The organism is Pseudoalteromonas sp. S2755, from assembly GCF_005886535.1.
Classification (GTDB): Bacteria; Pseudomonadota; Gammaproteobacteria; order Enterobacterales; family Alteromonadaceae; genus Pseudoalteromonas.
Map to the genome: position 1 here is coordinate 1 of NZ_PNDS01000294.1, position 212 is coordinate 212.

The window sequence follows — 212 nt, forward strand, 5'->3', positions numbered from 1 at the left end:
GGCAGCACTTCATAGCCTTCCGCGCTGTCTTTTAGGTAATCCTCAAGACCTGCCTCATAGTGCCATTCTTGCGTGTCTTTCGTCTGTTTAGTTACAAAACGAATTCTAAGCCCAGGACACAATACAGCCTTGGATTTTAGCAAGGGGTTTAACTTAGTAATTGAGAAGTTAGCTGAGTCAAAATAACTCGCAGCGGGCCAAAAGTGTACTGA

Annotated in this window: 1 pseudogene; it reads right to left on the reverse strand. The window is 44.3% G+C overall.

Going from position 1 to position 212, the window contains the following annotated elements:
* Positions 1-212, reverse strand: a pseudogene (locus tag CWC03_RS23280) (DNA topoisomerase IV subunit B); the annotation flags it as partial.